Below are 20,797 nucleotides of genomic sequence, written 5' to 3'. Positions count from 1 at the left end.
CGATCAGGCCGCCCGCCAGCGCAGCGACATGCAGGTGAAGCCAGCGTCGATCTTGGCGATCTCCGCATTGGGCAGCGCCACCACCTTCGCGCCGTAACCGTCCAGCAGGTCGATCAGCCGGGGATAGCCCGCGCCGACCAGCAGGTGATCGCGCACCCGCAGTACGTTCGCGCCGCCTTCATCGCCCGCCGGGACTTCGAGCACGCGGTAATTGGCATAGATCCCGCTGGCGGCCAGCGGCGCGGTGGCCAGCACGGTCTCCTCGTCAACCAGGCTGCTCGCGGTCTTGAGGTGCAGCACTTCGGGCGGGGTTGCGGCGACCACGGCCTTGATTCCGAGCTGCGCCATCAGCCCCTGCAGAACAGCCGCTCCCTGCGCATCGGTGCGCGCCGACAGGCCGATATAGGCGCGGTCCGGCATGACCAGCACGTCGCCGCCATCGGCATGGCCATCGCGCTGTTCCAGCAGCAGCGGAAAGCGCTCTGCCAGCACTTCGCGCAGGTACTCGCCCTCGGCCTCGCGGCTGGGCGCGCCGGGGCGCAGCAGGATCGCGCCGTTGCCGAACACCAGCGCCGGATCCTCGACGAAGATCGCGTCGGGAAATTGCTCAAGCGGGTCCAGTTCCTGCACCGCCAGCCCCGCCGCGCGCAGCGCCGCGACATAGCCGGCATGTTCAGCCAGCACGCCGTCCAGGCTAGGGTCCTGCCCGTCGCCCGCGCGCAGGCCCTTGACCACACTGGCGCCGGGACGGCGCACGATCGCATCGGTGAAATCGAAGATTCGCATCCCGGCGTTATGGCAGAGGCGCGGCCCGTTTGGCCAGCGGGCGGCGCGCCGGGGCGCGCCGCCCCTATGCGGCAGGTCAGGCCAGGCCGAATTGCCGGGCCAGGAAGATCACCAGCATCGCGCCCAGGATCGAATAGACGAACCCGGCCGGACGCAGCGGACCGCCCGACTGCTTGCTGAGCAGGTTGCCGATGAAGCCGGCCAGGAACGCCCCGGCCACGCCCAGCACCGCGCTCATGATCAGGCCCAGCTCGACCTTGCCGGGATAGAAGAAGCGGGCCAGGATCCCCACCACCAGGCCAACCGCGGCCATGCTGACATATTGCATGTGCTTTCCCCTTCACCTTGCCCGAAGGCAGCGCTCCGCAGCCGGTTCAGTCCGGCCTTAGGCAGGCTCAAGGGCACTCCTTTTCCGCACACAAGTCAAGGCTTTACTGCGCAGCATGGCCGCGCGGGGCGCGGTCTATGCCTTGCAGTCGCCGATCCGCTCGGTGGTGACCTCCGCCTCGACGTGCATGCCGCCGCCGGGCAGGTCGGCGCCGCTGGTGTCGCCGGTCATCTTCAGCTTCGATCCGGTGGGCGAGAAACTGCCCGCAACCACCGCCTTGGTGGTCATGCCCCTGGCGGTCTGGCAGGTCATCCGCGCGTCGAGCTGCCCGCCCTCGGCCTTGAAGCTGTCATAGCGGCAGTCCCCCTCGGCGGCGTGGCGGGTAAACTCCTGGTAGCCGGCCTTGGCCTTTTCCGGGGTCAGGCAATATTCGCTGCTGTGCCCTTCCGCGCCGAACATGGTCTTCATCTGCGCCGCAACCTGCGCGGGCATGCCGGGGAACGACACGTCGATCATCCGCATGGTTGCGCGGTACTGGCCGGGCTGCGGATGCTCGGCGATGCTGCCGTCCGCCGCCTGGGCGGCCTGCGCCGCTTGATTGGCCTGGCCCGCTTCGGGCTGGTCGTCTTGCGGGCCACAGCCGCCCAGCGTCAGCGCGGCAAGGGCAAGCGGCAGGATGACAGTGCGGCGCATGGCGGGCCTTTCCGGATAGCGAAACCGAACCGCAGGCTAACAACCCGGCCGCCGCGCCACAACAGGCGAATCAGGCCGCCAGGCGCAGCTTGCCCGGCAGGTTGGCCAGATATTCCGGCGTCAGGAAGCGCTCGTGGCGGCGGTGCAGATGCTCGACCACCGGGGGATAGAGCGGCCGGTCGAATTCGATCCCGGCGGAATGACCCTTGATCCAGCGGATCACGCCGGTCAGCCCCTCGATCCCGGCGGGGCGCACCACCACCAGGTCGCCCACGTGCAGGATCAGGCCCAGGCTGTCGATTCGGCAGCCGTGCTCCGACAGGTCGGAAATCACCACCTCATCGGCAAATCCCGAGCGCGACCGGCAGCGCGCCGGCAGGATCAGTTGCAGGCGGTTCGACCGGCGCAAGGCGCGGACATTATCGCATTCCATGACAAGCTCCTTCCCCACGGGCCAGCTTGCCGTAACGGCAGCCCCGCCCCAGTCCGATAACGGCAGCAGGGGGCCCATGTTTAAGTCCCGCAAAAATGCGTCCCAACCTGCAACGCGCGCCTTGAAACGCGCGGATTTCTGCGCCAGTCTGGCTTCAATCCGTAAATTGGGAGTGATGTGAATGGACCTCGATTTCAGCCCGGAGGATCTGGCATTTCGTGACGAAGTGCGCACCTTCATCGCCGAAAACTACCCCAAGGAACTGCGCGGCAAGCAGGACGAAGGGGATGAGCTGAGCAAGGAGGACTTCCTCTCCTGGCACAAGGTGCTGCACAAGAAGGGCTGGGTCGCCCCGGCCTGGCCCGTGGAATACGGCGGCACCGGCTGGACCGTGACGCAGCGCTTCATCTGGTCGGAAGAAACCGCCCGGGCTGACTGCATCCGCCTGATGCCCTTCGGCCTGACCATGGTCGGCCCGGTGATCTACACCTTCGGCACGCCCGAACAGAAGGCCAAGTTCCTGCCCCGCATCCTGTCGGGCGAGGATTGGTGGTGCCAGGGCTATTCGGAACCCGGCGCCGGGTCCGACCTGGCCAACCTGCGCACCCGCGCGGTGCGCGAAGGCGATCATTACGTCATCAACGGCCAGAAGACCTGGACCACCATGGCCCAGCACGCCGACTGGGGCTTCTTCCTGTGCCGCACCGATCCCGATGCCAAGGCGCAGGAAGGGATCAGCTTCATCCTGGTCGACATGAAGACGCCGGGCATCGAAGTGCGCCCGATCATCACGCTCGGCGGTGAACACGAAGTCAACGAGGTGTTCCTCGACAACGTGCGCGTGCCGGTTGAAAACCGCGTGTTCGAGGAAAACAAGGGCTGGACCTGCGCCAAGTTCCTGCTCGCCCACGAACGCGTCGGCATTGCCGGCGTTGCCGCCAGCAAGCGCGGGATCGAACGCATCCGCGAAATCGCCGCGACCGAGCTGGACGGCGAAAAGTCGCTACTCGCCAACCCGTTCTTCCGCCGCAAGGTGGCCGAACTGGAAATGGACCTGACCGCGCTCGAATTCACCGAGTTGCGCACGCTGGCGGGTGAAGCCGCGGGCAAGGGTCCGGGGCCGGAAAGCTCGGTGCTCAAGATCAAGGGTTCGGAAATCCAGCAGCGCCTGACCGAACTGACCCTGGAAATGGCCGGCCACTATGGCGCGCCCTATTTCCGCGGTTTCGGCGAAGGCGACAACGAACACCCGATCGGCCCCGGCGGCTGGGCCAACCGCGCCGCGCCCAGCTATTTCAACACGCGCAAGACCACGATCTACGGCGGTTCGAACGAGATCCAGCGCAACATCATCGCCAAGATGGTGCTGGGCCTCTGACGGATATGTCACCCATCACTTCGTCATTGCGAGCGTAGCGAAGCAATCCAGGGCCGCTCAGGCCGCCCTGGATTGCCGCGGGCCGTACGGCCCTCGCAATGACGATGGAATTGCCTGAGGCGCCCGCAGCGCCACCCGAGAGGACACAACCAATGGATCTGAGCTACACCGAAACGCAGGACATGCTGCGCGACACTCTCGCGCGGTTCCTGGCGGACACTTATGATTTCGAAACCCGCAAGAAGATGCTGGCCAGCCCCGAAGGGCGCGATCCCGGCATCTGGCGCGCGCTGTCATCCGAACTGGGGCTGACCGGCGCGGCCTTTGCCGAGGAACACGGCGGCCTGGGCGGCGGCGGAATCGAAAACATGATCATGATGGAAGAACTGGGCAAGGTCATCGCGATCGAACCCTGGTTGCAGACCGTGGTGATCGGCGGCGGCGCGCTGAAGGCCGTGGGCGGCGCCCATGCCGATGCCTATATCCCGCAGATCATCTCGGGCGATGCGGTGTTTGCCTTCGCCTATGCCGAACCGCAGGGCCGCTATGACCTCGCCAATATCGCCACCACGGCGAAGGGCGATGCTAGCGGCTATGTGCTGAACGGCCACAAGGCGGTGGTCTATGCCGCGCCCTGGGCCACGCACCTGCTGATCACCGCCCGCACCGGCGGATCGCGCGCCGAACGCGCCGGGGTGGAACTGTTCCTGGTCGATGCCAAGGCCGCCGGGATCACCCGCCGCGACTATCCCACCGTCGATGGCTTCCGCGCTTCGGAAGTCTATTTCGAAAACGTCTCGGTGCCGGGCGATGCCCTGCTGCCGGGCGGGATCGAACTGATCGAACAGCTGGCTGACGAAGCCAGCGTTGCGCTGTGTGCCGAAGGCGCGGGCGTGGCGCGCAAGCTGCTCGAAGGCACGGTTGAATATACCAAGCAGCGCAAGCAGTTCGGCCAGCCGATCGGCAAGTTCCAGGCCCTGCAGCACCGCATGGCCGACATGCTGGTCGAAGCCGAACAGATCCAGTCGATGACCCTGATGGGCACCCTGCGCCTCGGCCTGCCGGCGGATGAGCGCAAGGCCGCGGTCAGCCTGGCCAAGGCCAAGGTCGCCCGCTCGATCAAGTTCGTCGGGCAAAGCGCGGTGCAGACCCACGGCGGGATCGGCATCACGATGGAACTGGCGATCGGCCACTACTTCAAGCGTGCGACCATGATCGAAAGCCAGTTCGGCAGCGCCGATCACCACCTCGCCCGCTATGAGGCGCTGACGCTGCCGGCCTGATCGGCGGTAATCAGCCTCTGGGGCAGGGCCCCACGGCACGGCGGCGACCCACTCAGGTCGCCGCCGTTGCTGTATGCGGCCTGCGCGACGGCTGGGCGGCGCGGACACAGTCACGATCCGCTGCCCGCCCCCCTGCCGCCGCCACCCCAACTCCACCGTCGCCCCGGGCTTGACCCGGGGCCCAGCTTTTCCTTGCGCGGGCAGGAAAAGAAGCTGGCCCCCGGGTCAAGCCCGGGGTGACGGGAAAGGGGGGGAGAGTAGCGCGCACACCTGCCGGTCCGCCGTCCCTGGCTCTCCTGCCCGCTAGTCCTCGGGCGGGCGCTCGTCGATGCTGGGCACGGCCGGGCCGCCGATGCCGCGGAAATTGGGGTCGCTGTCCATTTTTGCCAGGATCGCCCGGGCGGCGGCGCCCATTCGTCCGGAATGCGGGGCATAGGCCACCGGCATCAGGTTGTAGCGCGCCTCGGCCAGACGGCCTTCGCGCAGTTGCTGGCCCGCCAGGTTCATCCGCAGCACCAGGTCATAAGGCGCCAGCGCGGCGGCGCGTTCCAGCCCCTGCACAGCCAGCGCGCTCGGCGCCTGGCGCTGGGCGACGAACGAGCGGAAGTAATAGACCAGCGGCAGCGGGTGATCGTTCTCCAGGTGGTTCAGCTCGACAAAGGTGGCGCGCGCCGCCTTGAAATCCTGGGCCGCGCCGCTTTTGCCGGCCAGGCGGAACTGGGCATAGCCCTTCTGCACCCAGGCGTTGACCTGCCGCCGGTCGAGCGCCAGCGCCGCATCGGCCGCCGCGATCGCCGCCGCATCGCTGCCGGCGTCAAACTCCGCCTCGGCCAGCACGGTCTGCACGGCGGCGTCCTGGGGATAGCGGGTGGCCAGCGTGCGCGCCTCGGTCGCCGCTGCGGCCAGCTCGTCCTTGCCCAGCCCGCGGTGCTGGCGGATCCGCAGCGGCATGGCCGCCGCCTCGCCCGCAGGCAGGGCCCGCAGTGCTGGCCGCCCGGTGGTCAGCGCCTCGCCCTTGATCACGATGGTGGTGAATTTCGGCCGCCGCGCATAGGCGCCCAGTTCCTTGCCCAGCGCAGCCAGATCGCCAAAGGTGCCGCGCGCCGCCTGGACCGGCTGCTGCCCCTTGACCAGCGCGTCGTAATAGCGCGTCAGCTGCCCTTTGCGCGGCCCGCCCATCACCAGGTAGTGATAGAGCAGCCAGCTTTGCGCATAGAACGGCGTATCGCCGAGCGAGCGCGTGCCCGGATCGACCAGTTGATCCACCGGCAACGCCTGCATCTTCGCGAGCTGGTTCAGCCGGCCGGGATTGGGCCGGCCGATGGTCACCTGGCCATCCTTTTCGAACCCGGCCGAGGAAAAGAACTCCGCCGCCCCCTCGTTCGCCCACAGCGGGATCGGGAAGTTGCTGGTCGAAATCAGGAAATGGTGCGCGTATTCGTGCAGCAGCGTTTGCAGGGTGCGGTCGGCATCGGTGCTTTTCGCGGTCGAGATGTCGGGCACGATCGCCATGGTCCGCCCGGCGCGCGGAACATAGAAGCCGCCGATAAAGCGCGCCTGCGGCTTGTCGCCATACAACTTGCGAACCTGCGCCGGGCTGCCCACGACATAGACTGTCACCCGGTTCGACGGGCTGGGCACGCTGTTGGCCTGGCCCGTGACCAGTGCCAGCGCTGCGTGATAGCGTTCCAAATTGGCAGCAAAGCGGGTCAGGTCCTGCGCCGGGGCATCGGCATAGACCACGAAGTGATCGCTCGACGCTTCGTGCCAATCGGCCTGGGCAGGTGTCGCGGCCAGCAGGGCCAAAGCGGGAAGCGCGATTTTTGCAAGCATGGGCATCAACTTAGCCGCACCGCCGCGCCCCGCAAGCCCCTTCCCTGCGGACGATCAGGCGTTGCGCGCCATCAGCCCGCCATCGACCGGAATGACCGCCCCGGTGATGAAGCTGGACGCCGGCAGGCACAGGCTGAGCGTGACGTGCGCCACCTCGTGCGGGGTGCCATAGCGGCGCAGCGCGGTGCGGCGCTGGGCAAAGACCTGCTTGTCCGCTTCGCTGACCTTTTCGGTCATCCCGGTCAGGATCGGTCCCGGGCAGATGCAGTTGACCGTGATCCCTTCCTTGCCCAGTTCCACCGCCAGGGCGCGGGTCAGCCCAGTGACGCCGGCCTTGGCCGCGCAATAGGGACTGTCGCGGTTGGTCGCGCCCAGCGCTTCGGTGCTGGCGATGTTGACGATACGCGGGGCACTGGACTTGCGCAGATGCGGCAGCGCGGCGCGCACCAGCCGCTGGTGCGCGGTCAGCAGCACCACCAGCGCGCGGTCCCACACCGCGTCGTATTCATCGGCGTCCAGCGGGCAGAAGGCGCTGATCCCGGCATTGTTGACCAGCGCGTCGAGCCCGCCAAAGTGCGCCGCAACCTCGTCCGTCACCCGGCGGATCGCCGCTGCATCGGATACGTCCAGCGCCCAGCCCCGCGCGCTGTGCCCCTTGGCGGTCAATTCGGCGGCAATCGCCTCGACCGCATCGGCCGACAGGTCGGTCAGGGCGACATTCGCTCCTTCCGCCGCAAACACCTCGGCCGTGGCGCGGCCCATCCCGCTGGCCGCGCCGGTGACCAGCACCGTCAGACCCTTGACCGACCGGCTAAGCGCTCCGCTCATCACAACACTCCCGCATAGCCGATCGGCGAAAAGAACTTGCCCGCGCTGGGCGCCGCGCCCTGGGCAACGGTGAACGACCCGTTGTTGAGCAGGATGATCCGGTTGGCGAAATGCCCCTTCCAGTCGGGCGCGGCAGTATCGGTCGATTGCCAGTCCGACCAGACATAGACCTCGCACCGCCCGTTCACCGGCTGCATCTTGGTGGAAAAGCGCACCGTGCCCGAGATGGAATCCCGGTTCAGGCTGGCCGCCCGGCAGGCCCCCGGCGCATTGCCGAGCATGATGTCGGTGCGCCGGAAACTGTAGACCGCCTCGACGCTCGAACGCGACACCAGCTTGAGCACCTGGACAATGACCCGGTCCGAATCGCACGCAGCTTCGTTGCTGCTGCCAAAGCGCAGGATCTGCGACCCCTTGTAGGTCGAATAGCGCATCAGCTTGTCGATGGTGTTTTCATCCTTCACCACCTGCGCCCGGGTGCAATCGCCTTCATAGATGGCATTGTCGGCCCAGGCTGCCTGGCTGGTCAGCATGGCGGCCATCCCCGCCATTGCGGCAAACGTCCGCAGCGGCCTTGTCACGGCATCTTTCATTACAACACCCCTGTGTAACCGATCGGCGAAAAGAACTTGCCCGAGCCCGCTGGCGCGCCCTGCGCAACCGTGAAACTGCCGCCACTCAGCATGATGACCCTGGTCGAAAAGGCGCCGCGCCAGTTGGGATCATTGCTGTCCGTTTCGGTCCATTCCGACCAGACATAGACTTCGCAGCGCCCATTGACGGTCTGCAACCTGGTCGAGAAGCGCACCGTTCCGCTGGTCGTATCGTTGCGAATCTTCACGCTGCGGCAGGTGCCCGACACCGTGCCAAAGTCCAGGTCGGTGCGCTTGTAGCTGAAGACCGCCTCGGTGGTTGAACGCGAAACCAGGGTGAGCGCGCGCATCATCACCGTTTCGGTTTGACAGGCCGCTTCATCGGCCGAGCCGAAACGGCCAACCGCCACGCCCTTGTACCTGGAATAGGACATCAGCTTGTCGATGGTGTTTTCATCCTTGACCACCTGGGCGCGGGCGCAATCCCCTTCGTAGATGGCATTTTCGGCCCAGGCCGCCTGGCTGGCCAGTGTCGCGGCCAAGGCCATCACTGTCCCCGCCCCGCGCAGTGCTCGCATCGTGCTGTCTCCCCTGTCGACAGGGTCGATCATTGCCCGAAACGCGCGCCGCGTCCAGAGCGCCAGGGCGCTGGCCGCATGGTGAATTTGGCACAAACGCCCGCTGACCGGCGCTGCACAGCCCATTGCAGAACAGGCCAAGAACGGCCACATAGGCGCCAATGGCCGAACTGATCATCCGCCGAGGGCTGGACGAGCCCGACACTTCGGGCAGCTTCGTGCCCCACAAGCCCGCGCGCCCGGAAAAGAGCGAGGCGGGCAAGGCGTTCCGGATCGTGTCGGACTATCAGCCGGCGGGCGACCAGCCGACCGCGATTGCCGAACTGGTCGCCGGGGTGCAGGCCGGGGACAAGACCCAGGTGCTGCTGGGGGTGACCGGCAGCGGCAAGACCTTCACCATGGCCCAGGTGATCGAGGCGACCCAGCGCCCGGCGCTGATCCTGGCGCCGAACAAGATCCTGGCCGCGCAGCTGTATGGCGAGATGAAAAGCTTCTTCCCCGACAACGCGGTGGAATATTTCGTCTCGTACTACGACTACTACCAGCCCGAAGCCTATGTGCCGCGCACCGATACCTACATCGAGAAGGAATCGAGCGTAAACGAGGCGATCGACCGGATGCGCCATTCGGCCACCCGCGCGCTGCTGGAACGCGATGACGTGATCATCGTCGCCTCGGTCTCGTGCCTTTACGGCATCGGCTCGGTCGAAACCTATTCGGCGATGATCTTCGACCTCAAGCGCGGCGACAGCCACGACCAGCGCGAGATCATCCGCAAGCTGGTGGCGCTGCAATACAAGCGCAACGACGCCGCGTTCCAGCGCGGTACGTTCCGGGTGCGCGGCGACAACCTGGAACTGTTCCCCAGCCACCTCGAAGACACGGCCTGGCGGATCAGCTTTTTCGGCGACGAGATCGAGGAGATTTCAGAGTTCGACCCCCTTACCGGCAAGGCTGGCGGGCGGCTCGACAAGGTGCGGGTCTATGCCAATTCGCACTATGTCACGCCGGGCCCGACGATGAAGCAGGCGACCGAGGCGATCCGCTTTGAACTCGCCGAGCGGCTCAAGGAGCTGGAGGCCGAGGGCAAGCTGCTGGAACACCAGCGGCTGGAACAGCGCACCAATTTCGACCTCGAAATGATCGCGGCGACCGGCAGCTGCGCCGGGATCGAAAACTACAGCCGGTTCCTCACCGGCCGCCTGCCGGGCGAGCCGCCGCCGACCCTGTTCGAATACCTGCCCGACAACGCGCTGCTGTTCGTCGATGAAAGCCACCAGACCGTCCCGCAGATCGGCGCGATGAGCAAGGGCGACCATCGCCGCAAGATCACGCTGGCCGAATTCGGCTTTCGCCTGCCCAGCTGCATCGACAACCGCCCGCTGCGCTTCAACGAATGGGACGCGATGCGCCCGCAGACCGTGGCCGTGTCCGCCACGCCCGGATCATGGGAAATGGAGCAATCGGGCGGCGTGTTTGCCGAACAGGTGATCCGCCCGACCGGCCTGATCGACCCGCCGGTGCTGATCCGCCCGGTGGAAGACCAGGTCCAGGACTGCATCGAGGAATGCCGCAAGACCGCGGCGCAGGGCTACCGCACGCTGGTCACCACGCTGACCAAGCGCATGGCCGAGGACCTGACCGAATTCATGCACGAGGCGGGCCTGCGGGTGCGCTACATGCACTCCGACGTCGAGACGCTGGAACGCATCGAGCTGATCCGCGACCTGCGGCTTGGGGTCTATGACGTGCTGGTGGGGATCAACCTGCTGCGCGAAGGGCTGGACATTCCCGAATGCGGCCTGGTCTGCATCCTCGATGCCGACAAGGAAGGGTTTCTGCGCAGCGAAACCAGCCTGGTCCAGACTATCGGCCGCGCCGCGCGCAACGTCGATGGCCGCGTGATCCTTTATGCCGACCGGATGACCGGCTCCATGGAACGCGCCATCGCCGAAACCGACCGCCGCCGCGCCAAGCAGCAGGCCTATAACGAATTGCACGGGATCACCCCGCAGACGATCAAGCGCAATATCCACGATATCGTCGCCGATACCGCCAGCCGCGACGGCGTGCTGGTCGAGATCGAGGACGAGACCCGCAACAACCTCGTCGGCCACAACCTGCGCGCCTATATCGAGGAACTGGAAGGCCGCATGCGCGCCGCCGCTGCCGACCTGGAATTCGAGGAAGCCGGCCGCCTGCGCGACGAGATCCGCCGCCTCGAAGCCGACGAGCTGGGCCTGCCCGAAGGCGAACGCAAGGCCCCGGTGGTGGGCCGCAGCAACGAAGGCAAGCCGGGCACCCGCAAGACCCGGTTCGGCAAGAAACAGCAGAAGTGGGGGCGCTAAAGCGCGGCTGACGGCGGCAACGAGTGCCAATCAGCTGGTTCATTCTGGTTCAGGGAAGGCAAATTGCGCTCGCCAATTCAAGCACTAGACTGCCCGCCATGATCCTCTCCTTTGCAAACACCAAAGCCCAAACCGAGCGCGTCTGGAACGGAGAGCGGAGCAAGCGCCTGCCTGCTGATATTCAGGCCCGCGCCTATCGCAAGCTGATGTTACTTCATGCAGCGGAAAGTCTTGATGATCTGAAGAATCCACCCGGCAACAAGCTTCACCCGCTCTACGACGACCGGGCCGGGCAACATGCCATTTGGATTAATGACCAATGGCGTGTATGTTTCCGTTTCAACGACGGAAACGCTTACGATGTCGAAATCGTCGACTACCACGATTGATCCCGACTGGCTCCACAACCCCCATGCTGGCGAACTGCTGGTATCGGAGTTCATGGAACCGGCTGGCCTGACCGAAGAGGCTTTGGCCTTGGCGATCGGTGTTGATCGCGCGCGGCTGCACGCCATGATTATCGGGAGCGAGCCTGTCAGCGGTGACATGGACCTTCGGCTCGGTCGCTATTTCAGGATGTCGGAAGGTTTCTTTCTGCGCCTGCAGGACCAGTACGAGTTGCTGGAAGCCAAGCGCACCCTGAACGGCGATCTGGATCGCATCGTACCGCGCGCCGCCTGAGGCGCCCCCTTACAGCTTGCCGAACTGCGCTTCGAACGCGGCCTTGTCGCCCGCGGCGAGGTGGCGGGCCTGGTCCATCCAGTTGTCCTTTTTCGGGCGGCCGGCGAAGGCGCCCAGCTTGCCATCCAGTTCGGCCAGCGCGGCATCGTCCAGCGCGGCAATCTGGGCATAGGTGGTGATGCCCAGCTGCGGCAGCAGCGCCTGCAGCTTGGGGCCAAGGCCCTTGATCTTCGACAGGTCGTCAGCCGCAGCAGTCGCCGGAGCGCTGGGCGGCGGGGCAGGCTCTACTTCCGGTTCGGCCGGGGTTTCCTCGGGCGCGGCAGGGGCGGGTTCGGGCGTGGGCGCGGGGACCTGTTCCGGCTCGGGCGCAGGGGCCGGTTCGGCCGGGGCAGGCACTTCCTTCTGAGCAGCCACTTCCTTCTGCGCGGCGACTTCGGCCTGTGCGGCCATGGCGACAATCTCGCCCATCCCGCCCAGCGCGTCTGAGGCGAGCGGGGGCGGCACGATCTGCGCGGCGGGCGGCGCGTCGATCAGCGCCTGGTTGCGCTGCGCCGGGCCCTGCCCTTCGTCCAGCACGTCGGGGCGGTAGGAGCGGTCCCGCGGGGTCGCGGCGCGGCCGAACAGCCACCACGCCACCAGCAGCCCGATTACCAGCGCCAGCGCAAACGCCAGCCAGTTAGCCTGCACCATGTCGATCATTTCGTCCGTCCCCAGATTGCCCAGCCGATCGCCAGGCCCAGTCCATAGGTGAGCAACATAAGCCCGAGCATCTCAACCAGCAACGGCATGCAATCTACCCCGCGTTCGGCTGGTCGACCGGCGTCGCTTTTTGCGGCGCGGGCGAGATCACGAAGAATTCGATCCGGCGGTTGGCCGGATCGGCGGCTTCCAGCCCGGTCAGCGGACGGGCAGAACCCAGCCCGCGCGCGCGCAGGTCATCCCGCGCGATGCCGCGCGCAATCAACGCCTCGCGCACGGCGCGGGCGCGTTCGAGCGAGAGCGCGACATTGTCCGGCTCCAGCCCTTGCGCATCGGTATGCCCTTCGACCGCGACGATCCCGCCCTGGCACGGGCGCAGCGCGGCGGCCACTTCATCCAGCAGTTCGGCGCTGTCGTTATCGATCCGGGCGCTGCCTTCGGCAAAGCGGATCGTCCGGGTCTTGAGAATCGCGGCGACATCGCTGGCGCAATCGGGCGCGACCGGCAGCGCGGCGCCGCGCGCGGCTTCGCGCCGCCATTGCACGCCGCCCGCCCCCGGCACGGCGGCCACGGCCTGCGCGGCGGCAAGGCGCTGTGCATCGCCCAGCCCGGCCCCGCCGGACAGGGTGGGATGGCGCGTCGGCCAGCCCCGATCGGTGCGAAATTCAGCCTGCACGGCAGGCGTGCCGGCACGGGCCAGCGCCTCGGCCGAGCGTGCCTCAAGCCGGGCGATCAAGGCCGGGCCATGCGCCCAGACGCTCGCCACGGCGATCAGCGCGGTGGCGAAAGCGCCGGCAAGCGGCAGGATCAGACGCGGCGTGGCCATGGGCGGCAGCGATAGCCGCCCCGTCCCCGCCCGGCAATGGCCCCCCGCGTCAGGCGCCCACGTTCTTGCGGAACAGCACCCGGTCTTCCGGGCCAAAGCCGCGATGCCAGATTACCCAGCCATAGACCCCCAGAATCGCCGGAATGCCCAACGCCAGTTCGGCCCATTCAGGCAGGTAAGTGGTGACCACCCAGCCGACCAGCACCGCCGGGGCGGCGGCCCAGACCAGCGGCCAGCGCCAGTTGTTGATCGGCTGCCCCAGAAACCGCGCCAGCAGCCGCGCCTTGACCAGCGAGGCCATGGCGAAGGACAGCATCAGTGCCAGCGCCACGGCGCCAGCCTGGTAGAATTCGACCCGGTCTGCCGGAAAATGCAGGCCGCCGGGCAGGTTCCAGCTGGGCGCATCGCGCACCAGCAGCACCAGCGCCACGGTCAGCACTGCCTGAAGCGAAATGGTCAGCAGCGAAACCCACAGGTTCTGCATCCGCTGGACATAGATCAGCGCCGCTTCGCTGACGACCGCCGTGGCCGCCACCACTTCGGCGGCGAGCAGGAACGAGAGCGCAGCGGTGCCGCCGACGAAGGCCGGGCCGACCAGCCCCATCACCCCTTCGCCGGGGATCGCCAGCGCCAGCGCGATCCCAGCCTGCGCGGCGGTGATCCAGAACCCCACCTGGCAGACCTGCTGCGCAATCGCGGCATAGTTCTGTTCGCGCAGGTTGCGGGTAATCACCGGGCCAAGCACCGGCTCGAAACTGGTCTTGAGCTTCTGCGGCAGCGAAGCGACCTGCTGCGCCGCGTAATAGACCCCGACCGCCGTCGGCGTCGAAAAGAACCCGAGCAGCGCGATGTCCATGCGGCGCGAGCCCCATTCGACGAGGTCGGCCACGGCCAGCGGGCCGGACACCAGCGCCAGCCGCCCCAGCCGCAGCGGATGCGGCTGCCAATCGCGGGGCAGGCCGTGGGTGCGCAGCAGCGGCACAAAGGCCACGGCAGCGGCAGCCGTCTTGGCCAGCAGATAGGACAGCGCCAGCCCGGCTTCGGGCACCAGGAACAGGAACGCGACCGAGGACAGGACCTGGGTCCAGGGTTCCACCACCGAACGCGCGCGCACCGTGGTGGCCACGTCATAGCGATAGGCCAGCGCCGACAGCGCGATTTCGGTCAGCGCGTTGGGCAGGATCGCCAGCGGCAGCAGGCGGTCGAACTGGCTGTATTCGCCGCTGGGAAACATCGGCGCGGGAAACAGCCACAACAGCGAAGCCACGCCCAGCGCCATCAGCAGCGTCAGCAGCAGGCCATCGGCGACCACGTTGGCCGGTTCGCGGTCATCCTCGGCCAGCCGCTGCGCGAGGCCGCGCCGCTGGCCCAGCGCGCAAAGCTGCGAGGCCAGTTCGACCACCACCAGCGCCGAGGCATAGCGCCCCAGCGCTTCCACGCCATAGAACCGCCCGGCGATGAACAGGAACGGCGCCGTCCCCGCGAGGCGCAGCAGGAAGCCCAGGAAATTGGTCCGTCCGCCCTTGGCCAGGGCCTGGATGTCCGCTTGCGCCTTCTCGTTCACGCGGGGCCTTCCAGCTCGGCCTTGAGCGGGCGGGCGAGCAGGCGGGCGACCACTTCGCGCGCCGGGGCCGTACCGGCCAGCAACTGGCACACCGCCTCGACAATCGGCATGTCGATGCCGTCGCGGCGGGCGAGATCGGCCAGCACCGGGGCGGTCGCCGCGCCTTCGGCCACGCTGTTCTTGCCGGCCAGCGCCTCGGCCGCGCTCAGCCCTTCGCCCAGCGCCTTGCCGAGCGAGAAGTTGCGGCTGGAGGTGGACGAACAGGTCAGCACCAGATCGCCCAGCCCGCACAGGCCCGACAGGGTTTCGGCCCGCGCGCCGCGCGCCAGGCCAAAGCGCAGCATTTCGGCATAGCCGCGCGAGATCAGTGCGGCGCGGGCGTTCTGGCCCAGCTTGAGCCCGTCGACCACGCCGCAGGCAATCGCCAGCACGTTCTTCACCGCGCCGCCGATTTCCGCGCCGGTCACATCGTCGGAATAGTAGGGCCGCAGCATCGGCCGCGACACTTCGGGGGCCAGCCGCTGCCACTGCGCCTCGCCCCCGGCGCAGGCCAGGGTCACGGCGGTGGGCAGCCCGGCGGCCACTTCGTGCGCAAAGGTCGGGCCGGACAGGACCGCCAGCGTGGCCTGCGGCGCGGCCTCGGCCGCGACATCGGCCATCAGCCGGCCGGTGCCCGCCTCGATCCCCTTGGCGCAAAGCACCAGGTCGCGCGGGCCCGGTGGCAGATCGGCCAGCACGCGGGCGAGGAACTGCGCCGGGACCACTGCCAGCAGCACCGGGACCTGCGCCAGATCGGCCAGGTTGCCGGTGGCGCGGACGGTCGGGGCGAGGCTTGCTCCGGGCAGGAACAAGCTGTTGGTGCGGCGCTGGTTGATCTCCTCGACCAGCTCGCTTTCACGCGCCCACAGCAGCACGGGTGATCCGTCGCTTGCCATGGCCTGGGCCAGGGCCGTGCCCCATGCGCCCGCGCCGATTACCCCAATCGTGGTCATGCCTTCACTCCTGCCCCGCGCACCGGGGCCGCATCGGGATCGAGCGGCCAGCGCGGCCGCGCGGCGATGTCGAGCGGATCGGTGGCGGCGGCGTCGCAGGCCAGCCGCTCCACCCCCGCCCAGGCGATCATCGCCGCATTGTCGGTGCACAGTTGCAGCGGCGGCGCGACGAACGGCAGGCCGTGCTGCGCCGCGAGCGCCTGCAAGGCGGCGCGCATCGCCTGGTTGGCCGCGACCCCGCCCGCGACGACCAGCGCGGTGGCGCCCGAGACGCTGGCCATGGCAATCCGGGTGCGGTCGATCACGCAGTCGATCGCCGCCTGCTGGAACGATGCGGCCAGATCGGCATCGCTGCACTGGCCGGCCTGCTTGGCGCGCAGCACCGCGCTTTTCAGCCCGGCGAAGGAAAAGTGCACTTCCCCGCTGCCGACCAGCGGGCGCGGCAGTGGCACGGCGCGGGGGTTGCCCTGCCGCGCCAGCCGTTCCACCGCCGGACCGCCGGGATAGCCGAGGCCCAGGATCTTGGCGGTCTTGTCGAACGCTTCGCCCAGCGCATCATCGATCGTTGTCGCCAGGCGGCGGTAGCGGCCATAGGCTTCGACCAGCAGCACCTGGCAATGCCCGCCCGATACCAGCAGCAGCAGATAGGGATATTGCAGCGCCGGATCAGCCAGGCGCGGGGACAATGCGTGGCCTTCCAGATGATTGACCGCGATCAGCGGCTTGCCGGCGGCCATGGCCAGCGCCTTGGCCGTGACCAGCCCGACCATCACCCCGCCGATCAGCCCCGGACCGGCAGTGGCGGCAATCGCGTCTACCTCGTCCAGGCGCATCCCGGCATCGGCCAGGGTCGCCTCGATCAGCGGAGCCAGCCGGTCGGCATGGGCGCGGGCGGCGATTTCGGGGACGACCCCACCGAACGGGCGGTGTTCCTCGTCCTGCCTGGCGATGCGCTGCGCAAGGATGCGCCGCTGGCTATCCACCAGCGCGGCTGCGGTTTCGTCGCAGGAGCTTTCGATGCCGAGAACAATCCCCATCCCCACTTCCCCTTAAAGAGAATGGCGAATAGGACAAGCGGCCCATGACCACCTTTGCACCCGATCGTCCGCTGAAACTTGGCACCCGCCGCTCGCCGCTGGCCATGGCCCAGGCCGAGGAGGCGCAGCGCCGGCTGGTGGCCGCCCACCCCGGCCTTGTGGTGGAGATCGTCCCCGTCACCGCCAGCGGCGACAAGATCCAGGACCGCCCGCTCGCCGAAATCGGCGGCAAGGCGCTGTGGACCAAGGAACTGGACCAGTGGCTGCTGGACGGCGAGATCGACTTTGCGGTCCATTCGTCGAAGGACGTCGAAACCCTGCGCCCCGCGCAAATCGCCATCGCCGCGATCCTCCCGCGTGAGGACGTGCGCGACGTGCTGGTCGGCGCGGCCAGCATCCGCGCGCTGCCGCAAGGCGCGGTGGTGGGGACCAGCGCCCCGCGCCGCGCCGCGCAATTGCTCCACGCCCGGCCCGATCTGAAAGTCGTCTCGTTTCGCGGCAATGTCGCCACGCGTCTCGCCAAGCTGGCGGCGGGCGAGGCGGACGCGACCCTGCTGGCCCGCGCCGGGCTGAACCGGCTGGGCGAAAGCGGCACCGGCCACCCGCTGGAACCGCACGAATGGCTGCCCGCCCCGGGGCAGGGCGCCATCGCGATCGAATGCCGCGCCGATGACGCGGCGACGCGCGGCCTGCTCGCCGCGATCGACCACGCGCCGAGCCGCCATGCGGTGCTGGCCGAACGCGCGCTGCTGGCGGGGCTGGGCGGCAACTGCCACAGCCCGATCGCCGTGCTGACCGAGGCTGAGGGGCCCCAGCTCGTCATGCGCGCCGCGATCTTCAGCCCGGACGGGGCCGAAAAGGTCGAACGCACCGCCCGTTTCGCCCCCGGCGATAGTGCCGCCCCGGCGGCGCTGGCCGCGCAATTGCTGGCCGAGGCGCCCGAAGCGGTGCGGGTCCACTTTTCCGGCCCGGAAGGATGAAGGCATGGTCCCGCTGATCGTGATCCGCCCCGAACCCGGCTGCGCCGCCACCACGGCGGCGGCCCGGGCGCTGGGGCTGGACGCGGCGGGCCATCCGCTGTTCGCGGTCGAGCCGCGCAGCTGGCAGGCCCCCTTGGCGGACGAGTTCGACGCGCTGCTGATCGGCAGCGCCAACGTGCTGCGCCACGGCGGGCGCGGGCTGGATGCGCTCAACGGGCTGCCGGTCCATGCCGTGGGCGAAACCACCGCGCAGGCCGCGCGCGAGGCGGGCTTTACCGTCGCCAGCACGGGCAGCGGCGGCTTGCAGGGCGTGCTGAACGCGCTGCCCCCCGCGCACCGCCGCCTCCTGCGCCTGGCCGGGGACGAGCGGGTGCCGCTGACCCTGCCGCCCGGCACCAGCATGGAGGAGCGCGTGACCTATGCCAGCGTGCCCCGGCCGCTGCCGCCGGAGCTGGCCGAACTGCTGCGCGCGCCCGCGATCATCGCCGCCCATTCCGCCGAGGCCGTCCGCCACCTGACCGCCGAATGCGTCCGCCTGGGGCTGCGCCGCGCGCCGCTGCGCATCGCCGCGCTGGGGCCGCGCGTGGCCCAGGCCGCCGGGGATGGCTGGGGCGAGGTGGCCGTGGCCCAGGCCCCCAATGATACGGCATTGCTGGCCTTGGCCCGCCAGATGTGCCAAGACCCCTGGCGATAAGCCTGCCGGGTCGCACCGCAGCCAGGGACATATCACCCACGCATGCCTGACGAGTTGTTCGATCGCCCCCCGCCCAGCTTTGCCCCGCGCCGCCGCGGCCCTTCGCTGCGCCTGCTGGGCGGCTTGGTGCTGCTGGCCTTCCTGGGTGGCGCCGCGCTGGTCAGCTGGCTGGTCTGGGGCGAACGGGTGACGATCACCAAGGACCTGCGGTTCGACCTGAAACCGGCGGCCAGCGCCTCGTTCGCGGCGCTGCCGGCGCCCTCCCCCGCGCCCGGCGCCGACCCGGCGGCGTCCCCTGCCCCGGTCGACCAGTTCGACCAGCGCATTGCCGCGCTGGAACAGCGCTTGACCCGGCTCGACCTGCAAGCCGCCGCCGCCGAGGGCAACACCGCCCGGGCCGAAGCGCTGCTGGTGGCCTTCGCCAGCCGCCGCGCGATCGACCGGGGCGTGCCGCTGGGTTACCTCGCCGACCAGCTCAAGCTGCGGTTTGGCGATGCCCAGCCCAATGCCGTGGCCACGGTGATCGAAAGCGCCGCCCAGCCGGTGACGCTGGACCAGCTGTCCGCCCAGCTTGACGCGCTGGAACCCGTGCTGACCAAGGTTCCGGCGAACGAGGATGGCTGGACGCAGCTCAAGCGCGAAGTGGCCGGCCTGTTCGTGATCCGCCGGGGCGACAGCCCGTCCGCCCGGCCCGAGAACCGGCTTGACCGGGCGCGGCTGCTGCTGCGCACCGGGCAGTTCGACGCCGCGATCAAGGAAGTCCAGACCATGCCCGGCGCGGCCGGAGCGCAGGCCTGGGTGGCCGCCGCGCAGCGCCACGCCATGGCCCAGCGCGCGCTCGACCTGATCGAGACGACCGCCCTGCTCGAACCGGCGAAACTCAAGGACGGCAGCGGTGTGCCGGTGCAGCAGGCCAGCCCCGCCGCGCAGGCAGCGCCGGTCGCCCCTGTCCCGTCCGCCGCGCCAACACCGCCGCCCGCGCCCGCCGCGCCAAAGGGCGCGGTCTAGCTGCGAGGTCGGGGGGCCTAGGCCCGCAGCAGCTCGGGCAATTCGCCGCTCATCCCGCGGGCTTCGTCCATGAAGAACCGCTTGAGCCAGCCGGTGCGCTGGACCACGCCCATGCCCAGTCGGCGGATTGCGCTGGGCAGGCGGCCGGGAATGCCGAACAGGCGCACCAGCCCATCGGTCGCCGCCATCACGCTCAGGCTGTCGACACTGCGCCAGCGCTCGTAACGCGCCAGCAATTGCGCGTCGCCCGGCTCCAGCCCCAGCCGCATGCCATCGGCCAGCACCTGGACCAGGGTGCCGACATCGCGCAGCCCCAGGTTCAGGCCCTGCCCGGCAATCGGGTGCATCCCGTGCGCCGCATCGCCGACCAGCGCCAGCCGGTCCGCCACGATCCGCCCGGCGTGGTGAAAGTTGAGCGGCCATGACAGGCGCGGCGCGCACAGTTCGACCGCGCCGAAAATCCCGTCCATCCGGCTGGCCACTTCGCCCAGGAACACCGCGTCCGGCAGGCCGGTGATCCCGGCGGCATCCTTTTCCGCCACGGTCCACACCACCGCGCTGCGATGGCGGCCATCTGGCAGGTCGAGCAGCGGCAGCAGGGCCAGCGGCCCGGCCGGGTAGAAGATTTCCCAGGCCACGCCGCCGTGCGGCTGTTCATGTGTGATCGCGGTAACAAAGGCGCGGTGGTGATAGTCCCACTTCGCGGTGTTGAGGCCAGCATCGGCGCGGGTCGGGCTTTGCCGCCCTTCTGCGCCGACCAGCAGGCTGCCCGCCAGCACGCGGCCGTCATCCAGCGTGACCGTGACGCCGTGCGGCCCGCGCTCGCGCTGCACCGGCTCGACGCCGGAATGCCAGGCGATCAACGGCTCCTCCCGCGCGGCTTCGAACAGGGCGAGGCGGATGTCGCGGTTGGCATACATCCTGCCGAGCGTGCCGTCGTTCGCCTCAGGCCGGAAGTCGATCCGGCCGGGGCGCATCGCGTCGGTCACCGCGATTGCCTCGATCTTGCAGCCCAGCGGCTCCAGCCGTTCGCCCAGGCCAATGTTGCACAGCAGGTTCCAGCTGGCGGTGGAAATGGCCGAAGCGCGGCCATCCACCCCTTCGCGGGTCAGCTCCTCGGGCAGGGCCTTGTCCACGACATGGCTGGAAATGCCCTGCCGCGCGGCGGCCAGGGCCAGCGTCATGCCGACCAGCCCGCCGCCCAGGATCACCAGATCGCGCCTGTCGCTCATCGC

General features: G+C 68.6%; 22 protein-coding genes. 8 read left to right on the top strand and 14 right to left on the bottom strand.

Annotated elements, in window-relative coordinates:
• Window positions 1-3 precede the first annotated feature (3 nt).
• The 4 genes from ACE3N9_RS06695 to ACE3N9_RS06680 all read right to left on the bottom strand — a co-directional run bounded on the left by ACE3N9_RS06695 (window position 4) and on the right by ACE3N9_RS06680 (window position 2,240).
• Window positions 4-786 (bottom strand): dimethylarginine dimethylaminohydrolase family protein, encoded by a 783-nt coding sequence (locus tag ACE3N9_RS06695; protein ID WP_374282126.1) that lies wholly within the window; start codon window positions 784-786, stop codon window positions 4-6.
• A gap of 76 nt (window positions 787-862) precedes the next feature.
• Entirely contained in the window at window positions 863-1,114 is a 252-nt protein-coding gene (locus tag ACE3N9_RS06690; protein WP_374282125.1) for a GlsB/YeaQ/YmgE family stress response membrane protein, read from the bottom strand.
• Window positions 1,115-1,249: 135 nt separating this feature from the next.
• Window positions 1,250-1,807: a DUF3617 domain-containing protein gene (locus ACE3N9_RS06685; RefSeq protein ID WP_374282123.1), complete on the bottom strand. Its 558-nt coding sequence runs from the start codon at window positions 1,805-1,807 to the stop codon at window positions 1,250-1,252.
• A gap of 70 nt (window positions 1,808-1,877) precedes the next feature.
• The gene (locus ACE3N9_RS06680; protein ID WP_374282121.1) at window positions 1,878-2,240 is read right to left on the bottom strand and encodes a PilZ domain-containing protein; all 363 of its coding nucleotides are present in this window, start codon (window positions 2,238-2,240) and stop codon (window positions 1,878-1,880) included.
• A gap of 181 nt (window positions 2,241-2,421) precedes the next feature.
• Here ACE3N9_RS06680 and ACE3N9_RS06675 point away from each other — a divergent pair, with 181 nt between their 5' ends.
• Window positions 2,422-3,618: an acyl-CoA dehydrogenase family protein gene (locus ACE3N9_RS06675; protein ID WP_374282119.1), complete on the top strand. Its 1,197-nt coding sequence runs from the start codon at window positions 2,422-2,424 to the stop codon at window positions 3,616-3,618.
• Window positions 3,619-3,770: 152 nt separating this feature from the next.
• Window positions 3,771-4,901: an acyl-CoA dehydrogenase family protein gene (locus ACE3N9_RS06670; protein WP_374282117.1), complete on the top strand. Its 1,131-nt coding sequence runs from the start codon at window positions 3,771-3,773 to the stop codon at window positions 4,899-4,901.
• Window positions 4,902-5,204: 303 nt separating this feature from the next.
• On the opposite strand, the gene ACE3N9_RS06665 is transcribed toward ACE3N9_RS06670, so the two are convergent.
• Genes ACE3N9_RS06665 through ACE3N9_RS06650 form a run of 4 tightly spaced genes read right to left on the bottom strand, consistent with a single transcriptional unit; the run spans window position 5,205 to window position 8,733 of the window.
• Complete coding sequence (locus ACE3N9_RS06665) at window positions 5,205-6,734, bottom strand: hypothetical protein (RefSeq protein WP_374282115.1); 1,530 nt, start codon at window positions 6,732-6,734, stop codon at window positions 5,205-5,207.
• 54 nt (window positions 6,735-6,788) lie between these two features.
• Window positions 6,789-7,562: an SDR family NAD(P)-dependent oxidoreductase gene (locus tag ACE3N9_RS06660; protein WP_374282113.1), complete on the bottom strand. Its 774-nt coding sequence runs from the start codon at window positions 7,560-7,562 to the stop codon at window positions 6,789-6,791.
• On the bottom strand, window positions 7,562-8,155 hold the full coding sequence (locus ACE3N9_RS06655) for a hypothetical protein (protein WP_374282111.1): 594 nt from the start codon (window positions 8,153-8,155) through the stop codon (window positions 7,562-7,564). Before ACE3N9_RS06655 ends, ACE3N9_RS06660 begins: the two co-directional genes overlap by 1 nt.
• Window positions 8,155-8,733: a hypothetical protein gene (locus tag ACE3N9_RS06650; RefSeq protein ID WP_374282109.1), complete on the bottom strand. Its 579-nt coding sequence runs from the start codon at window positions 8,731-8,733 to the stop codon at window positions 8,155-8,157. Before ACE3N9_RS06650 ends, ACE3N9_RS06655 begins: the two co-directional genes overlap by 1 nt.
• 161 nt (window positions 8,734-8,894) lie before the next feature.
• Between ACE3N9_RS06650 and uvrB the strand changes: the two genes are divergently transcribed.
• The 3 genes from uvrB (at window position 8,895) to ACE3N9_RS06635 (ending at window position 11,762) form a co-directional block, all read left to right on the top strand.
• On the top strand, window positions 8,895-11,081 hold the full coding sequence (gene uvrB / locus ACE3N9_RS06645; RefSeq protein WP_374282107.1) for an excinuclease ABC subunit UvrB: 2,187 nt from the start codon (window positions 8,895-8,897) through the stop codon (window positions 11,079-11,081).
• Window positions 11,082-11,179: 98 nt separating this feature from the next.
• Window positions 11,180-11,470: a type II toxin-antitoxin system RelE/ParE family toxin gene (locus ACE3N9_RS06640; protein WP_374282105.1), complete on the top strand. Its 291-nt coding sequence runs from the start codon at window positions 11,180-11,182 to the stop codon at window positions 11,468-11,470.
• Entirely contained in the window at window positions 11,394-11,762 is a 369-nt protein-coding gene (locus ACE3N9_RS06635; RefSeq protein WP_374282103.1) for a HigA family addiction module antitoxin, read from the top strand. Before ACE3N9_RS06640 ends, ACE3N9_RS06635 begins: the two co-directional genes overlap by 77 nt.
• Window positions 11,763-11,771: 9 nt before the next feature.
• Here the strand turns inward: ACE3N9_RS06635 and ACE3N9_RS06630 are convergent, their stop codons facing one another.
• From ACE3N9_RS06630 to tsaD, 5 genes are all read right to left on the bottom strand, one after another.
• The gene (locus tag ACE3N9_RS06630) at window positions 11,772-12,461 is read right to left on the bottom strand and encodes a hypothetical protein (RefSeq protein WP_374282101.1); all 690 of its coding nucleotides are present in this window, start codon (window positions 12,459-12,461) and stop codon (window positions 11,772-11,774) included.
• Between the two features lie 94 nt (window positions 12,462-12,555).
• Window positions 12,556-13,287, bottom strand: coding sequence for an OmpA family protein (locus tag ACE3N9_RS06625; protein ID WP_374282099.1), 732 nt, complete (start codon window positions 13,285-13,287; stop codon window positions 12,556-12,558).
• A gap of 49 nt (window positions 13,288-13,336) precedes the next feature.
• Window positions 13,337-14,851 carry a lipopolysaccharide biosynthesis protein gene (locus ACE3N9_RS06620; RefSeq protein WP_374282097.1) on the bottom strand — a complete coding sequence of 505 codons (1,515 nt, stop codon included), beginning with the start codon at window positions 14,849-14,851 and terminating at the stop codon, window positions 13,337-13,339.
• Window positions 14,848-15,843 (bottom strand): NAD(P)H-dependent glycerol-3-phosphate dehydrogenase, encoded by a 996-nt coding sequence (locus ACE3N9_RS06615; RefSeq protein WP_374282095.1) that lies wholly within the window; start codon window positions 15,841-15,843, stop codon window positions 14,848-14,850. The genes ACE3N9_RS06620 and ACE3N9_RS06615 overlap by 4 nt, the downstream gene beginning before the upstream one ends.
• The gene (tsaD, locus tag ACE3N9_RS06610; RefSeq protein ID WP_374282093.1) at window positions 15,840-16,880 is read right to left on the bottom strand and encodes a tRNA (adenosine(37)-N6)-threonylcarbamoyltransferase complex transferase subunit TsaD; all 1,041 of its coding nucleotides are present in this window, start codon (window positions 16,878-16,880) and stop codon (window positions 15,840-15,842) included. Before tsaD ends, ACE3N9_RS06615 begins: the two co-directional genes overlap by 4 nt.
• A gap of 44 nt (window positions 16,881-16,924) precedes the next feature.
• On the opposite strand from tsaD, the gene hemC reads away from it, so the two are divergent.
• Genes hemC through ACE3N9_RS06595 form a run of 3 tightly spaced genes read left to right on the top strand, consistent with a single transcriptional unit; the run spans window position 16,925 to window position 19,562 of the window.
• Entirely contained in the window at window positions 16,925-17,860 is a 936-nt protein-coding gene (hemC, locus tag ACE3N9_RS06605; protein WP_374282091.1) for a hydroxymethylbilane synthase, read from the top strand.
• A gap of 4 nt (window positions 17,861-17,864) precedes the next feature.
• Window positions 17,865-18,554 carry a uroporphyrinogen-III synthase gene (locus ACE3N9_RS06600; protein ID WP_374282090.1) on the top strand — a complete coding sequence of 230 codons (690 nt, stop codon included), beginning with the start codon at window positions 17,865-17,867 and terminating at the stop codon, window positions 18,552-18,554.
• A 42-nt stretch (window positions 18,555-18,596) separates the two neighbouring features.
• A complete protein-coding gene (locus ACE3N9_RS06595) occupies window positions 18,597-19,562 on the top strand; it encodes a hypothetical protein (RefSeq protein ID WP_374282088.1) in 966 nt (321 codons plus the stop codon).
• Window positions 19,563-19,579: 17 nt separating this feature from the next.
• Here the strand turns inward: ACE3N9_RS06595 and ACE3N9_RS06590 are convergent, their stop codons facing one another.
• Complete coding sequence (locus ACE3N9_RS06590; RefSeq protein WP_374282086.1) at window positions 19,580-20,794, bottom strand: FAD-dependent monooxygenase; 1,215 nt, start codon at window positions 20,792-20,794, stop codon at window positions 19,580-19,582.
• Window positions 20,795-20,797 lie beyond the last annotated feature (3 nt).

Origin of the sequence: Novosphingobium sp., from assembly GCF_041905565.1 — a bacterium.
In the GTDB taxonomy this organism is placed as follows: Bacteria; Pseudomonadota; Alphaproteobacteria; order Sphingomonadales; family Sphingomonadaceae; genus Novosphingobium.
The sequence above is the reverse complement of the archived record's forward strand: the minus strand, read 5'-3'. Positions and strand labels throughout refer to the sequence as shown.

Coding starts and splice junctions, on each gene's coding strand:
- hemC (WP_374282091.1), top strand. CDS start 16,925: ATGACCACCTTTGCACCCGATCGTCCGCTGAAACTTGGCACCCGCCGC.
- uvrB (WP_374282107.1), top strand. CDS start 8,895: ATGGCCGAACTGATCATCCGCCGAGGGCTGGACGAGCCCGACACTTCG.
- ACE3N9_RS06590 (WP_374282086.1), bottom strand. CDS start 20,794: ATGAGCGACAGGCGCGATCTGGTGATCCTGGGCGGCGGGCTGGTCGGC.
- ACE3N9_RS06695 (WP_374282126.1), bottom strand. CDS start 786: ATGCGAATCTTCGATTTCACCGATGCGATCGTGCGCCGTCCCGGCGCC.
- ACE3N9_RS06615 (WP_374282095.1), bottom strand. CDS start 15,843: ATGACCACGATTGGGGTAATCGGCGCGGGCGCATGGGGCACGGCCCTG.
- ACE3N9_RS06600 (WP_374282090.1), top strand. CDS start 17,865: ATGGTCCCGCTGATCGTGATCCGCCCCGAACCCGGCTGCGCCGCCACC.
- tsaD (WP_374282093.1), bottom strand. CDS start 16,880: ATGGGGATTGTTCTCGGCATCGAAAGCTCCTGCGACGAAACCGCAGCC.
- ACE3N9_RS06635 (WP_374282103.1), top strand. CDS start 11,394: ATGACCAATGGCGTGTATGTTTCCGTTTCAACGACGGAAACGCTTACG.
- ACE3N9_RS06640 (WP_374282105.1), top strand. CDS start 11,180: ATGATCCTCTCCTTTGCAAACACCAAAGCCCAAACCGAGCGCGTCTGG.
- ACE3N9_RS06675 (WP_374282119.1), top strand. CDS start 2,422: ATGGACCTCGATTTCAGCCCGGAGGATCTGGCATTTCGTGACGAAGTG.
- ACE3N9_RS06685 (WP_374282123.1), bottom strand. CDS start 1,807: ATGCGCCGCACTGTCATCCTGCCGCTTGCCCTTGCCGCGCTGACGCTG.
- ACE3N9_RS06655 (WP_374282111.1), bottom strand. CDS start 8,155: ATGAAAGATGCCGTGACAAGGCCGCTGCGGACGTTTGCCGCAATGGCG.
- ACE3N9_RS06690 (WP_374282125.1), bottom strand. CDS start 1,114: ATGCAATATGTCAGCATGGCCGCGGTTGGCCTGGTGGTGGGGATCCTG.
- ACE3N9_RS06630 (WP_374282101.1), bottom strand. CDS start 12,461: ATGATCGACATGGTGCAGGCTAACTGGCTGGCGTTTGCGCTGGCGCTG.
- ACE3N9_RS06595 (WP_374282088.1), top strand. CDS start 18,597: ATGCCTGACGAGTTGTTCGATCGCCCCCCGCCCAGCTTTGCCCCGCGC.
- ACE3N9_RS06650 (WP_374282109.1), bottom strand. CDS start 8,733: ATGCGAGCACTGCGCGGGGCGGGGACAGTGATGGCCTTGGCCGCGACA.
- ACE3N9_RS06625 (WP_374282099.1), bottom strand. CDS start 13,287: ATGGCCACGCCGCGTCTGATCCTGCCGCTTGCCGGCGCTTTCGCCACC.
- ACE3N9_RS06665 (WP_374282115.1), bottom strand. CDS start 6,734: ATGCTTGCAAAAATCGCGCTTCCCGCTTTGGCCCTGCTGGCCGCGACA.
- ACE3N9_RS06670 (WP_374282117.1), top strand. CDS start 3,771: ATGGATCTGAGCTACACCGAAACGCAGGACATGCTGCGCGACACTCTC.
- ACE3N9_RS06680 (WP_374282121.1), bottom strand. CDS start 2,240: ATGGAATGCGATAATGTCCGCGCCTTGCGCCGGTCGAACCGCCTGCAA.
- ACE3N9_RS06660 (WP_374282113.1), bottom strand. CDS start 7,562: ATGAGCGGAGCGCTTAGCCGGTCGGTCAAGGGTCTGACGGTGCTGGTC.